Consider the following 12,039-nt stretch of genomic DNA (forward strand, 5'->3'; position numbering starts at 1 on the left):
CCACAATAACAAGTAAGCATGAACCATTAATCGATCAAGTATTGTCTCAATTTTCAGACTGATACCATAACTCTATGATTCACAATATCTTTACATTTAGCGTTTCTGAAAGGTTCATTCATAAAATGTCGATCTCGCACAGGGTTTGTAAGAGATCTCTTACATAGCGCTTCGGTTATCAGCCCATCAGGCCAATAACAGGTTGTATATCATCGAGAAATGTCCGGATACAAGGTGAAAGAATTTCACGTTTGTTACGCCCCAGCTCTTCCAGAATGACCTCTCCGGTAAGATTACATATTGCTACCATCTCCTGCTCTGAATCAGTAGTGGCAATAAACAGCGTCGGACTCTGTTTCAGACGCCGTTTCATAATCAGATGACCAATCAGATTCTTCTGCAGCCGGATAAAGTCCTCTTCGCTCCATACCTGCAGCAGCGTTAACCTGCGCTGCTGCAGGCGGGCATGCATATCGCCGGCAAACTGAGTCGTGTAAAACGCAGTAATATCAGGCTGGATCTGAATATCCAGCGCCCGCTCCACCGCATCCAGGCCTGACGATGGCGAAAAAGGCTGCGGCTGCCAGAGAACGCGGTCATCAACGGTATTGATGATACAGGGTGAAGGGATCCCCGCAAGATCGCTACTGGCAGGATAGTGTCCCTGCTGCTGCTGCCAGAGATCGATATAACGGGTGGTAAACGCACGCAGTGCGCTGGCGGTGGGCTGCATCATTCATCTTCTCGCTGGTGATCGGTTACACTTAGCCACTTTGATTCACGTTGTGGTAACCATTATGTCTTCTGAACACCCAAACCCGGCCTTAAGCGGCCTGACCCTGGGCAAATCTGTCGCCTATGTAGATGAGTACGATAACACGCTGCTGCAATCTGTGCCGCGCAGTCTCAACCGGGAACCGCTCAATCTTTTTCCGGATAACCTGCCATTTCACGGCGCAGATATCTGGACACTGTATGAGCTTTCATGGCTTAACAGCAAAGGTGTCCCGCAGGTCGCGATTGGTGAAGTGGTGCTGGCGGCTGACAGCGTAAATCTGATTGAGTCGAAAAGCTTTAAGCTCTACCTGAACAGCTTTAATCAGACCCGTTTCGCGGACTGGGGCGACGTGCGACAGACGCTGGAACGCGATCTGCGCGCCTGCGCCAGCGGCAACGTCAGCGTGGCGCTGTTTCGCCTGAGCGAGCTGGAAAGCCAGCCTATCGGACAGTTCAGCGGCAGCGTTATTGATGAACAGGATATCAGCATCAGCGATTACGGTTTTGATGCCGGGCATCTTGCGCACGCCGCGGGCAATGAAATCGTAGACGAGACGCTGATAAGCCACCTGCTGAAATCTAACTGTCTGATCACCAACCAGCCCGACTGGGGATCGGTGATGATTCGTTATAAAGGCCCGCGTATCGACCGCGAGGCGCTGCTGCGCTATCTGATCTCTTTCCGCCAGCACAACGAGTTTCATGAGCAGTGCGTGGAGCGCATTTTTAATGACGTGCAGCGTTTCTGCCAGCCAGAGGCGTTAACCGTTTATGCGCGCTACACCCGCCGCGGCGGTCTGGATATCAACCCGTGGCGCAGCAATGTTCCCTTCACGCCCGGCTTTTCGCGTCTGGCACGCCAGTAACAGAGTACGAGGCACCTCGCAGGCCGTAGCAGGGATGCGCGGTTCCTCTTGAGCAATCCCAGCCGGGAGCGTTAATCTGTCTGCGGCGTTAAGCGTAATGCGTATGCGACCAGGGATTTTCGTCACTGTGCTCAGCCGGTTAAGCGCAGTGTCATCAGTCACGCTATGGCGTGTAAAGGAGTTCTTTTGATTACACATATCAGCCCGCTTGGCTCAATGGATCTGCTCTCCCAGCTGGAAGTTGACATGCTGAAGCAGACCGCCAGCAGCGATCTCTACCAGCTTTTCCGTAACTGTTCCCTTGCAGTGCTTAACTCCGGCAGCCAGACAGACAGCAGTCATGAGCTGCTCTCACGTTTTGAAAATTTCGCTATCAACGTTCTGCGCCGCGAGCGCGGCGTTAAGCTGGAGCTGATCAATCCGCCGGAAGAGGCCTTTGTGGATGGGCGTATCATCCGCTCACTGCAGGCCAACCTGTTTGCCGTGCTGCGCGATATTCTGTTTGTTAACGGCCAGCTTGCTCTGCCAGAGCGCCTCGCGGGTCAGGCTGACGACTCCGCGCATATCACCAATCAGGTTTTCTCGATACTGCGTAACGCGCGCGCGCTGCACGTCGGGGAGTATCCTAATACCGTGGTTTGCTGGGGAGGACACTCTATCAACGCGGTGGAGTACCAGTATTGCCGTAATGTTGGCACCCAGATGGGGCTGCGCGAGCTGAATATCTGCACCGGCTGCGGCCCAGGCGTAATGGAAGCGCCTATGAAAGGCGCGGCGGTAGGTCACGCGCAGCAGCGCTATCATGACAGCCGCTTTATCGGCCTGACTGAGCCTTCCATTATTGCCGCTGAACCGCCTAACCCGCTGGTTAACGAACTCATCATTATGCCCGATATCGAAAAACGCCTTGAGGCCTTTGTCCGTATTGCGCATGGCATCGTGATCTTCCCGGGTGGCGTCGGCACCGCCGAAGAGTTTCTCTACCTGCTTGGTATTCTGATGAATCCGCAAAACAGCGAGCAGGTGCTGCCGCTGATCCTCACCGGCCCTAAAGAGAGCGCTGACTATTTCCGCGTGCTCGATGATTTCATCGTCAATACTTTGGGCGAGCAGGCGCGCAAACACTATACGATCATTATTGATGATGCCGCTGAAGTGGCGCGCCAGATGAAAAAAGCGATGCCGCAGGTAAAAGAGCATCGTCGCGAAACCGGTGACGCTTACAGCTTTAACTGGTCTATTCGTATTGCGCCGGATCTGCAGGTGCCTTTCCTGCCGACCCACGAAAACATGGCTAATCTCAACCTGTTTCCGAATCAGCCGGCGGAAAAACTGGCGGCTGATTTGCGACGTGCCTTCTCCGGGATCGTGGCCGGCAACGTGAAAGAAATTGGTATCCGGGAGATCCGTGAACGCGGCCCCTATCAACTGCGTGGCGACGCCGATCTGATGCATCGCATGGATGAGCTGCTGCAGGGCTTTGTGGCGCAGCAGCGTATGAAACTACCGGGCAGTGCCTATATCCCCTGCTACGAAATCATCAAATAACCCTTCAGGAAGGCAGCCTCCGGGCTGCCGCTTATCGCTTTTATGGCACTACATTTATTAATTATCGATGCGCTGAATCTCATTCGTCGCCTGCATGCCGTTCAGGGCTCTCCCTGCCGCGACGCCTGTGTTGCGGCGCTGCATCAGCTGCTTGGTCATACACGCCCGACCCACGCGGTGGCGGTATTTGACAGTCCGGAGCGCCACCCCGGCTGGCGTCATGCGCTGCTGCCGGATTACAAAGCGGGGCGACCGCCAATGCCAGAGGATCTGCAACAGGAGCTGCCGCTGCTGCAGGAGGCCTTTCGCACCGCAGGCGTCAGCTGCTGGATCGCCGGGGACGATGAAGCAGACGACCTGGCCGCTACCCTGGCAGTGAAAATGGCGGATGCCGGGCATCAGGCCACCATTGTTTCCACCGATAAGGGATATTGTCAGCTGCTGGCGCCCGCTATCCGCATTCGCGACTATTTTCAAAAGCGCTGGCTTGATGTGCCGTTTATCGCACAGGAATTTGGCGTTGCCCCGGCACAGCTGCCGGATTACTGGGGTTTATGCGGCATCAGCAGCAGTAAAATTCCGGGCGTATCCGGCATCGGCCCGAAAAGCGCACGCGAGCTGCTGGCGCAGTTTGGTTCACTGGAGGCGATTTATCAGCAGTGGGAGCAGGTGCCGGCAAAGTGGCAGAGTAAATTACACGCCCAGCGTGAAACAGCCGCGATCTGCCGCCAGGTTGCCACGCTGAAGCGCGATTTAGTGCTGCAGGGCAATCTTAATACGCTGCGCTATCAGGCAGGATAAATCACGGTACGCCAGGGACGCATAAATGCGTCCCCTACAATGACCGTAATGACGTCCGATGATATTGCCCCGAACGCATACGTACGCCAGGGACGCATGAATGCGTCCCCTACAATCATCGTAATGACGTCCGATTATGTTGTCCCGAATGCATACGTACGCCAGGGACGCATGAATGCGTCCCCTGCAATTATTGTAGGGGCGCCATTAATGGCGCCCGTGTTAATGCGCGTTCGGAACGTCATGACGCCATTAATGGCGCCCGTGTTAATGCGCGTACGGAACCTCATGACGCCATTAATGGCGCCCGTGTTGATGCGTATGCGGAACGTCATGACGCCATTGATGGCGCCCATGGTGCATCCGATTATATTGCCCCGAACGCATACATACGCCAGGGACGCATGAATGCGTCCCCTACAATCATCGTAATGACGTCCGATTATGTTGTCCCGAATACATACGTACGCCAGGGACGCATCAATGCGTCCCCCACAATCACCGTAGAGGCGCCCGTTGCTGACAGATCAGCGTTCGTCGCGGCGGCCGCCGGTAGCAGCCCAGATGCGCCGGACGTGTACCGTTACCTCTTCACGATCGTGATAAAGCTGACGCGCCTGAATCTGGGCGTTGATACCCTGCGCTTTTAACGCTTCATCTATCATCGCCAGATTTTGCGTGACCTCTTCATAACGCTTTTTCATCGGCAGCTTGAGGTTGAAAATCGCTTCGCGACACCAGCCGTTTACCAGCCACTCGGTCATCAACGTGGCCACGCGCACCGGTTTTTCTACCATATCGCATACCAGCCAGCTGATATTGCTGCGCGGCGGGCGAAACTTAAAACCATCCTCACGACAGTGGGTAACCTGTCCGGTATCCATCAGGCTTGGCGCCATCGGGCCGTTATCTACCGCATAGACCCACATGCTGCGCTTCACCAGCTGATAGGTCCAGCCGCCCGGGCAGGCGCCCAGATCGACCGCATACATGCCGCTTCCCAGGCGTTCGTCCCACTCATCGGCTGGCACAAACACATGAAACGCCTCTTCCAGTTTCAGCGTTGAGCGGCTGGGAGCATCGGAAGGAAACTTCAGTCGCGGGATCCCCATATAGAATGGCGAATTGTTTTCCGGCAGTGAATAACCTACATAGCAGGTGCCCGGGGCGATAAAAAACACGTGCACCACCGGCCGCTTAGGGCTCTCATAGTTGAGCAGGATATTGCTGGCGCGCAGGCTGGCGCGCAGCGGCACCGTCAGCTTGCGGCAGAATTTAGTCAGCTCTTTGGCTTCATTGGTATCCGGAACCTCGACCCGCAGCTCTCCCCCTTTCTCCACCACTCCGGTCAGCATGCCGGTAATGGGAGTAATGCGATCTTCGGGAGGTAAGTCGCGCAGCAGCTCGCCGACAACCAGCATCTGACGGGCAAAAATCAGTTCAGCAAACGGCAGCGAGCGCAGCAGCTTCTCTGCATCTTCTGGCTGATAGCACTCAAACAGCACGTAGCCCGCTTCTTCTTTTACCCGCGGAAAGCCGTAAACTTCCCGCTCTGCTGCTTTAGCACTGATTTCTGCCGCGCACTCTTTTTCAAATCCGGGACGACAATAGAGTAATACTTTATTCATGGCGTTCTGCCTTTGTTTTCAGACGCAGCGCGCCAATCAACATCAAAAACCAGCCGATCAGAAAGCAAAATCCCCCTGCCGGCGTAACAAACACCCAGAACTGCAGGTGCGACAGCGCCAGGCAATAGAGACTGCCGCTGAAAAGAACGGTACCCAGCGCCATCGCTGCGCTGCTCCAGTAAAACCAGATATTGGCGCGTCGCAGCATCGCGGCACCCAGTCCCATTACCGCCAGCGTGTGGTAAGCCTGATACTCCAGGCCGGTATGGATCCACGCCATTTCAGATGGCCCCAGCGATTTACTTAATACGTGCGCGCCAAACGCACCAAACGCCACCAGCACGAAGCCGCTGATGGCTGCAAATATAAACATGGCACGACTGGACATCGATCTATCCTCATGGTCCCGCCGCACATCACTGTGCAGCGAACGGTAACTTAGTGATCGTAGCGAAAACGGAATTTTTCCTGTTCGGTAGCGGCTTTTTCCAGAATCCACTGACGAAAGGCGGCTATTTTACCCAGTTCTGCCTGACTGTCATGACAAACCAGATAAAAAGCGTTTTTACTTACCAGCACATCATTGAACGGGCAGACCAGGCGCCCTGCTTCGATCTCACTCTCTGCCATCACGTTGTTCGCCAGCGCCACACCCTGCCCGTGGATCGCTGCCTGCAGTACCATGGCGCTGTGGCTGAAAATAGGTCCCTGTTGCACATTAATATGCTGCAGTCCCAGCTGGCGGGTGTAGGCCTGCCAGTCGCGACGCGACGCATCATGCAGCAGCGTAAAGTGCGCCAGATCGGCGGGCGATTTCAGCGGATTATCGCCGGAGAGCAGCAGCGGTGAGCAGACCGGCAGCAGATATTCAGCGTAGAGCTTATCCACCCGCAGGCCCGGCCAGTTGCCCCGGCCATAGAAGATAGCGACGTCAACATCGTCTGCCAGCTTCTCCTCTTCACGGTCTACCGCCTGAATACGCACGTCGATTCCCGGATAAGCCATATTAAAGCTGGAGAGACGCGGCACCAGCCACTGAATCGCAAAGCTGGGCAGCAGGCTGACCGTAAGCGCACCTTTAGCGCTGCGCGCCTGCAGCTTGCGGGTCGCATCATTAAGCGCTGAAAAAATCTCTTTGATATCGAGATAGTAACTCTGCCCCTCTTCCGTCAGCAGCAGCGAGCGATTGCGGCGGCGGAACAGCTTGAGCCCGAGAAAATCCTCAAGCGACTTGATCTGATGGCTCACCGCCGCCTGGGTCACAAACAGCTCTTCAGCGGCTTTGGTGAAGCTCAGATAGCGGGCAGCCGCGTCAAAAACACGTAAAGCATTGAGCGGCGGAAGGCGTTTAGACATGGTTTTCCACAGATGGATTCATAGTGTAAAACTGCAACTTATACAACGTCGTCAGCTATTAGATTTTTTAATCCGAGACATTATAATTTGTCCGTTGAGGAAGCTCCAGCAAATACCTATAGTTGCCGCACTTCCAGAGCCGGAACGAAAAGTTTTCTGAAAACGTGCGAGAGATCGCAGACTTTTGGAGAGCTTTTGGCTTGTGGTCGTGATGTTGTGTTTGCATTTTTTGATCTGAAAATTGCAGATCAAACTTTTAATTCCTGAGATTTACCCTGTCTGTCCAAAGTGATTTTATATAGCACCGCAAATTGCGGTGCTTTTTTTTGCGCAATGTTACTGCCCCATCTCAACCATCTCTTTCACATCAGAGCGGTTAATCTGCTGCTCATTGCCATTGGCATCTTTATAGCTGATCATACCGGTATCATCATCAACTTTTGGCTTGCCGTCAGCAACAATCGTGCGGCCATCGTTCGTGTGCATAACATAGTTGCTGGAACAGGCCGCCAGGGTAAATGCCATGGTGCAGACAGCCAGCACTGCGGTAAGTTTGTTCATCTTCTATCTCCTTGCAGATTGATTGCATTAAACCGCCCGCAGCCACGACATTGCGCCATCAGCCTGAAAGCACGGCTGAAAATGGCGAACGGGTTATGCGGGTTTCGGTTCAAACCTTGCCATAATGAGCATAACGCGCTTTTACAGCTTTGCCAGCCTGCAGCCTGCTGTTACGGCTGGCCCTAAATCACCGGAGTGGGCCCGATATGACCATCTTCTCTCCTGGCGCTTTTCGTCAGCAGTTTCCTGCGCTGAACGATGCCGGCGTCTATCTGGACAGCGCCGCCACGGCGCTCAAGCCGCAGGCGGTCATTGATGCCACCGCACAGTTTTATTCGCTCAGCGCCGGCACCGTGCATCGCAGCCAGTTTGCTGCGGCGCGTGCGCTGACGGCACAGTATGAACAGGCACGAGGCGTGGTCGCACAGTGGCTGAATGCCGCTGACGATCGGCAGATTGTCTGGACGCGCGGCACCACTGAGGCGATCAATCTGGTGGCGTACAGCTGGCTGGCACCGCGTCTGCAGCCAGGTGATGAAATCATCGTCAGCGAGGCGGAGCATCACGCTAACCTCGTGCCGTGGCTGATGGTGGCTCAGGCAAGCGGCGCCACGGTAGTGAAATGGCCGCTGGGAGCCGATCGCCGGCCCGACATTGCCCTGCTGCCGGAGCTGATCAATACGCGCACCCGCCTGCTGGCCGTGAGCCAGATGTCAAACGTCACCGGCGGCTGTCCGGATCTGGCCCAGGCTATCGCGCTGGCGCATGAGGCGGGTGCAAAGGTCATGGTGGATGGCGCGCAGGGCGTGGTGCACTGCCCGCCTGACGTGCAGGCGCTGGATATCGACTTCTATGCGTTTTCCGGCCACAAACTTTATGGTCCGATGGGCATTGGCGTACTGTATGGCAAAGCAGAGTTGCTGGAGTCGATGCAGCCGTGGCAGGGCGGCGGCAAAATGCTGACGCAGGTCGACTTCAGCGGATTCACCCCGCAGCCGGTACCGTGGCGCTTCGAGGCCGGCACGCCCAATGTGGCGGGTGTGGTGGGCCTCAGCGCGGCGCTGAACTGGCTGTCGCACCATCATCAGGAAAAAGCGGAGATGTGGAGTCAGCAGCTCGCCTGCCTGGCCGAAGAGCAGCTAAGCGCGCTGCCTGGCTTTCGCAGCTTCCGCTGCGGCTCTTCCAGCCTGCTTGCCTTTGATATTGCAGGCATTCATCACAGCGATATCGTCACGCTGCTGGCTGAACAGGGCATTGCGCTGCGTGCCGGGCAGCACTGCGCGCAGCCGCTGATGGCAGCTCTGGGCGTCAGCGGTACGCTGCGCGTCTCGTTCGCGCCTTATAATAACCTGCAGGATGTGGATGCGCTGGTGCGCGCCATGCACTGCGCCGTGAACCTTTTAGGTGAATAATCTCATGACTACCCTGCTCGCCCCCCACCCCTTTGGCCATACGATCACCGCTCAGGGGCTGACCGACACGTTTGCCCGCTTTCAGCAGTGGGAGGATCGCTACCGGCAGCTGATTCAGCTCAGCCGCCAGCTGCCGGCGCTGCCGGAAGAACTGAAGTGTGCGGAGATTGAGCTGAGCGGCTGTGAAAACCGCGTCTGGCTCAGCAGCCAGCAGCTGCCTGACGGCACGCTGCATTTTTATGGCGACAGCGAGGGACGAATTGTGCGTGGCCTGCTGGCCGTGCTGCTGACCGCCACCGAAGGAAAGACCCCGGCACAGCTGCTGGCGCAGGACCCGCTGGCGCTGTTTGATACGCTGGGACTGCGCGCGCAGCTGAGCGCGTCACGCAGCAGCGGCCTGCAGGCGCTGGCAGAGGCGGTAACGCGCGCGGCGCGTCAGGCTGCCTGACGCGCGCGGCGCGCCTGAAACTTCTTCAGCGCGTGCGATACCGCGATAAATCCAAACGTGGCGGTCACCATGGTTGCCGCCCCGAAGCCTGCAGCACAATCCATACGCTTCGGGCCTTCTGCGGTACTGCGCGAGGCGCATACGCTGCCGTCGGGCTGCGGATAGACCAGCGCTTCAGTGGAAAACACGCAGTCGATGCCCAGTTTGCCCTTACTGTTTTTTACCACGCCAAAATCACTTTTCAGGCGCTCGCGCAATTTGGCCGCCAGCGGATCCTGGATGGTTTTCGCCAGATCGCTGACCTGAATCTGGGTGGGATCGATCTGTCCGCCTGCCCCGCCCGTGGTAATAAGCGGAACTTTATTACGCCGGCACCAGGCGATCAGTGCCGCTTTCGGCCGCACGCTGTCGATGGCATCGATCACATAGTCAAACCCGGCAGAGAGCAATTCTGCGGTGTTTTGCGGCGTGATAAAGTCGTCAATGCAGGTGACAACGCACTCCGGATTGATGGCGCGGATACGGGCGGCCATGACCTCCGTTTTTGCCTGACCGACATTGCCCTGCTGCGCATGGATCTGCCGGTTGGTATTGGTGATACAGACATCATCCATATCGATCAGCGTAATGTGTCCGATGCCGGTACGCGCCAGCGCTTCAGCGGCCCAGGAGCCTACGCCGCCAATACCAATTACGCAGAAATGCGCCTCTGCAAACTGCTGCAGCGCCTCCTGTCCATAAAGACGCGCCGTTCCGCCAAAGCGCTGTCGCCAGGCGTCGCTTACCACTTTCATATCTGACCTTTACTCCGGAATGCGGTGCGCCGCGTGGCGCACCCGATAATGTACTCTCCTGCAGAGAGCTGGCTGTCAGTGTATCAATTTGCGCCGGTCAGCAGTGAACCGTTATTGCCGTTTTGCGCAGTGCTGAACAGCGGCTGTCCGGCGCCGGGAGCGGTCTTCAGTACCCAGACGCGGCCGTAGTGGTTATAAAAGCCAGCCAGATGCGCGGCGTCCGGACCTACGCCCTGATAGATATCAAAGTGCTGGCCTTTGATTGCGCCACCGACGTCCAGCGCCACCATCAGACGCATTTCATACTTACCGTTGAACTTACCTTTTGCATTCAGCTGCGGCACTTCCGCCAGCAGCGCCGTGCCCGCCGGGATCAGTGAGCGGTCAGAGGCAACCGACGCTTTGGCAATCAGCGGAACTGCGCTGGCACCCCGCACCGGCACGTACTCTTCAGGTTTAAAGAAGACAAAGGACTGGTTGGTCTCCAGCACATCACGCACTTCCTGCGGTGAATGCTCCTCAGCCCACTGCCGGATGGCCTGCATCGACATATCTTCGCGTTTAACTTCACCGCGATCGATCAGCTCTTTACCGATGCTGTGATAAGCCCAGCCATTTTTACCGCCGTAGCCAAAGAAGCGCAGCGGACGTCCGTCACCAAAATCGACGTAGCCGCTGCCCTGCACATCCATCATAAAGTTGTCGATCAGCGAGTTACTCCAGGCGATGACGTAGCGCTCATCAAGCGCGCCGCTATAAATGCCGGCGCGGCTCGGCAGCTTCGCCCCGCGCGGGCGCGGCGGCATGCGGTAAATAGGATACTGAAACTCACCCTGCCGGGTGTAGCGCGCTTCCACTACCGGCGTGTAGTAACCGGTAAACTGCACGTTGCCATAATTGTCGGTGCCTTCCATCTGAAACGCATTCAGGCCAAACTGACGCAGCTGACGCGTATCTGCACCCGAAAGAAGCCAGTTCTGGATAGCGCTGTAGGTGTCATTATTACGGCTGAACAGACGCGATGAGGCGGACTGAATCTGCTGCACCTGCAGGCCGAAATCCTGCCCGTTAACCGGACGCCCTTTGGCATTAGGCTCATTAACCAGCCCGAGCGGTTGCTCCAGCTTGCCATCAATATATTGCTGACCGCGATCGGTCGGCTTCGAGCTACAACCTGCTAATAGCGCCAGAAATGCGCCAGTGAGTGCATACTTTACCCGGTGTCCGTTCATGACTCTCTCTTGTTGTCGGTTGTTCGCCCGGCGACGATAGCAAAGCCCTGGTCATAATGAAATCTGCCACCCGCCATCGCCTTCACATCTGTGCATTTTTTCATCCGGATGCGACATTATTCAGCAACTGCTTATGGATTTCACCCGTTAAGCGCAAAAAGGGGTTGCATCGTCACGCGCCAGGTGTATAGTGCGCATCCACGGACGCGGGGTGGAGCAGCCTGGTAGCTCGTCGGGCTCATAACCCGAAGGTCGTCGGTTCAAATCCGGCCCCCGCAACCAATTCTTCTTAGTGAAGAGACAATATGAAGTGTCGCTCAGGCGACAGACGGACGCGGGGTGGAGCAGCCTGGTAGCTCGTCGGGCTCATAACCCGAAGGTCGTCGGTTCAAATCCGGCCTCCGCAACCAATTGTCTTAAGAAGAATACAATGTGAAACGTCGCTCAGTGCGACAGACGGACGCGGGGTGGAGCAGCCTGGTAGCTCGTCGGGCTCATAACCCGAAGGTCGTCGGTTCGAATCCGGCCCCCGCAACCACTTCTTCTGAAGAAACATAAAACACCTTAACGGGTGTTTTTTTGTTTCTGCCGCCGGAAAAAAAGCGGCATCGCTGCC

At 56.3% G+C, this 12,039-nt stretch carries 12 protein-coding genes and 3 tRNA genes; 8 read left to right on the forward strand and 7 right to left on the reverse strand.

What is annotated here, in order from left to right:
- Window positions 1-178 precede the first annotated feature (178 nt).
- On the reverse strand, window positions 179-736 hold the full coding sequence (syd, locus tag AC2CF9_RS16490; RefSeq protein ID WP_484557487.1) for a SecY-interacting protein: 558 nt from the start codon (window positions 734-736) through the stop codon (window positions 179-181).
- A 61-nt stretch (window positions 737-797) separates the two neighbouring features.
- Here syd and queF point away from each other — a divergent pair, with 61 nt between their 5' ends.
- The 3 genes from queF (at window position 798) to xni (ending at window position 3,992) form a co-directional block, all read left to right on the forward strand.
- A complete protein-coding gene (queF, locus tag AC2CF9_RS16495) occupies window positions 798-1,643 on the forward strand; it encodes an NADPH-dependent 7-cyano-7-deazaguanine reductase QueF (protein ID WP_150018613.1) in 846 nt (281 codons plus the stop codon).
- 186 nt (window positions 1,644-1,829) lie between these two features.
- The gene (gene ppnN / locus AC2CF9_RS16500; protein ID WP_039379917.1) at window positions 1,830-3,191 is read left to right on the forward strand and encodes a nucleotide 5'-monophosphate nucleosidase PpnN; all 1,362 of its coding nucleotides are present in this window, start codon (window positions 1,830-1,832) and stop codon (window positions 3,189-3,191) included.
- A 42-nt stretch (window positions 3,192-3,233) separates the two neighbouring features.
- Complete coding sequence (gene xni / locus AC2CF9_RS16505) at window positions 3,234-3,992, forward strand: flap endonuclease Xni (protein ID WP_150018612.1); 759 nt, start codon at window positions 3,234-3,236, stop codon at window positions 3,990-3,992.
- 527 nt (window positions 3,993-4,519) lie between these two features.
- On the opposite strand, the gene rlmM is transcribed toward xni, so the two are convergent.
- From rlmM to AC2CF9_RS16525, 4 genes are all read right to left on the reverse strand, one after another.
- The gene (gene rlmM, locus AC2CF9_RS16510) at window positions 4,520-5,620 is read right to left on the reverse strand and encodes a 23S rRNA (cytidine(2498)-2'-O)-methyltransferase RlmM (RefSeq protein ID WP_150018611.1); all 1,101 of its coding nucleotides are present in this window, start codon (window positions 5,618-5,620) and stop codon (window positions 4,520-4,522) included.
- Window positions 5,613-6,008, reverse strand: coding sequence for a DUF423 domain-containing protein (locus tag AC2CF9_RS16515; protein ID WP_039379923.1), 396 nt, complete (start codon window positions 6,006-6,008; stop codon window positions 5,613-5,615). The genes rlmM and AC2CF9_RS16515 overlap by 8 nt, the downstream gene beginning before the upstream one ends.
- 50 nt (window positions 6,009-6,058) lie before the next feature.
- Complete coding sequence (locus tag AC2CF9_RS16520; RefSeq protein WP_039379926.1) at window positions 6,059-6,976, reverse strand: transcriptional regulator GcvA; 918 nt, start codon at window positions 6,974-6,976, stop codon at window positions 6,059-6,061.
- A gap of 336 nt (window positions 6,977-7,312) precedes the next feature.
- Window positions 7,313-7,537 (reverse strand): YgdI/YgdR family lipoprotein, encoded by a 225-nt coding sequence (locus tag AC2CF9_RS16525; RefSeq protein WP_039379928.1) that lies wholly within the window; start codon window positions 7,535-7,537, stop codon window positions 7,313-7,315.
- A 206-nt stretch (window positions 7,538-7,743) separates the two neighbouring features.
- Between AC2CF9_RS16525 and csdA the strand changes: the two genes are divergently transcribed.
- Window positions 7,744-8,949 (forward strand): cysteine desulfurase CsdA, encoded by a 1,206-nt coding sequence (gene csdA / locus AC2CF9_RS16530; RefSeq protein ID WP_104085489.1) that lies wholly within the window; start codon window positions 7,744-7,746, stop codon window positions 8,947-8,949.
- A 4-nt stretch (window positions 8,950-8,953) separates the two neighbouring features.
- On the forward strand, window positions 8,954-9,397 hold the full coding sequence (gene csdE / locus AC2CF9_RS16535; RefSeq protein WP_150018609.1) for a cysteine desulfurase sulfur acceptor subunit CsdE: 444 nt from the start codon (window positions 8,954-8,956) through the stop codon (window positions 9,395-9,397).
- On the opposite strand, the gene tcdA is transcribed toward csdE, so the two are convergent.
- Both tcdA and mltA read right to left on the reverse strand, forming a co-directional pair.
- Window positions 9,385-10,191 (reverse strand): tRNA cyclic N6-threonylcarbamoyladenosine(37) synthase TcdA, encoded by an 807-nt coding sequence (gene tcdA, locus AC2CF9_RS16540; RefSeq protein ID WP_150018608.1) that lies wholly within the window; start codon window positions 10,189-10,191, stop codon window positions 9,385-9,387. The genes csdE and tcdA overlap by 13 nt on opposite strands.
- A gap of 83 nt (window positions 10,192-10,274) precedes the next feature.
- Complete coding sequence (gene mltA, locus AC2CF9_RS16545) at window positions 10,275-11,423, reverse strand: murein transglycosylase A (RefSeq protein ID WP_071668551.1); 1,149 nt, start codon at window positions 11,421-11,423, stop codon at window positions 10,275-10,277.
- A gap of 205 nt (window positions 11,424-11,628) precedes the next feature.
- On the opposite strand from mltA, the gene AC2CF9_RS16550 reads away from it, so the two are divergent.
- The 3 genes from AC2CF9_RS16550 (at window position 11,629) to AC2CF9_RS16560 (ending at window position 11,961) form a co-directional block, all read left to right on the forward strand.
- Window positions 11,629-11,705 (forward strand) — tRNA-Met (locus AC2CF9_RS16550).
- Window positions 11,706-11,756: 51 nt separating this feature from the next.
- Window positions 11,757-11,833 (forward strand) — tRNA-Met (locus tag AC2CF9_RS16555).
- A gap of 51 nt (window positions 11,834-11,884) precedes the next feature.
- Window positions 11,885-11,961: transfer RNA gene (locus AC2CF9_RS16560), tRNA-Met, on the forward strand.
- The last annotated feature ends 78 nt before the right edge of the window (window positions 11,962-12,039 follow it).

The sequence above is a fragment of the Pantoea sp. SYBGC1 genome, assembly GCF_057197005.1.

Coding starts and splice junctions, on each gene's coding strand:
- syd (WP_484557487.1), bottom strand. CDS start 736: ATGATGCAGCCCACCGCCAGCGCACTGCGTGCGTTTACCACCCGTTAT.
- queF (WP_150018613.1), top strand. CDS start 798: ATGTCTTCTGAACACCCAAACCCGGCCTTAAGCGGCCTGACCCTGGGC.
- xni (WP_150018612.1), top strand. CDS start 3,234: ATGGCACTACATTTATTAATTATCGATGCGCTGAATCTCATTCGTCGC.
- rlmM (WP_150018611.1), bottom strand. CDS start 5,620: ATGAATAAAGTATTACTCTATTGTCGTCCCGGATTTGAAAAAGAGTGC.
- AC2CF9_RS16515 (WP_039379923.1), bottom strand. CDS start 6,008: ATGTCCAGTCGTGCCATGTTTATATTTGCAGCCATCAGCGGCTTCGTG.
- AC2CF9_RS16520 (WP_039379926.1), bottom strand. CDS start 6,976: ATGTCTAAACGCCTTCCGCCGCTCAATGCTTTACGTGTTTTTGACGCG.
- AC2CF9_RS16525 (WP_039379928.1), bottom strand. CDS start 7,537: ATGAACAAACTTACCGCAGTGCTGGCTGTCTGCACCATGGCATTTACC.
- csdA (WP_104085489.1), top strand. CDS start 7,744: ATGACCATCTTCTCTCCTGGCGCTTTTCGTCAGCAGTTTCCTGCGCTG.
- csdE (WP_150018609.1), top strand. CDS start 8,954: ATGACTACCCTGCTCGCCCCCCACCCCTTTGGCCATACGATCACCGCT.
- tcdA (WP_150018608.1), bottom strand. CDS start 10,191: ATGAAAGTGGTAAGCGACGCCTGGCGACAGCGCTTTGGCGGAACGGCG.
- mltA (WP_071668551.1), bottom strand. CDS start 11,423: ATGAACGGACACCGGGTAAAGTATGCACTCACTGGCGCATTTCTGGCG.